Source organism: Massilimicrobiota sp. An105 (genome assembly GCF_002161155.1).
Classification (GTDB): Bacteria; Bacillota_I; Bacilli_A; order Erysipelotrichales; family Coprobacillaceae; genus Allocoprobacillus; species Allocoprobacillus merdigallinarum.
The window spans coordinates 1-599 of the sequence record NZ_NFLY01000119.1 but is presented as its reverse complement, the minus strand read 5'-3'; the positions used below and the strand labels follow the sequence as shown (position 1 = coordinate 599).

General features: G+C 35.4%; 1 protein-coding gene. It reads left to right on the top strand.

What is annotated here, in order from left to right; all coding sequences use genetic code 11:
• The coding region (locus B5E48_RS13460; protein WP_143747042.1) for a DDE-type integrase/transposase/recombinase at positions 1-599 on the top strand (599 nt) is incomplete at both ends.

Sequence of the window (599 nt, the reverse complement as noted above, 5' to 3'; positions counted from 1 at the left end):
AGGGTATATGAGCATCCAAATGGTGAGGACTATAAGATAAGTGCATATACGATTGCAAGATGGTATCGAGCATATATGAAAAATGGCTTTGATGGATTGAAGCCACAGTCAAGAAGTGACAAGGCGACATATAGAAAGGTAGATGAGGATATCATGACTCAAATATCCTATTTAATTAAAGAATATCCTAGGCTACCCGCAACACTCGTTTATCAAAAGCTAAAAGATAATGGTACCATCAGGACAAAAGAAATATCCCTATCCACTGTCAACAGGGTCGTCAATCGACTCAAAAAAGAAGATACACCTACAAGAAACAGGGATATGCGAAGATATGAAAGAAAACATATCAATGAAGTCTGGTGTGGGGATTCGAGTGTAGGACCATACCTCAAAATTGATGGAAAAAAAGAGCGAACATATATTATCGCATTAATAGATGATGCCTCAAGATATATCGTTGGCATAGATATATTCTTAAATGATAATTACATAAATCTGATGAGTGTCATTAAAAGTGCGGTAAAAAAGCATGGAAAACCAAAGATATTTAACTTCGACAATGGTGCAAATTACAGATGCAATCAAATGACATTATT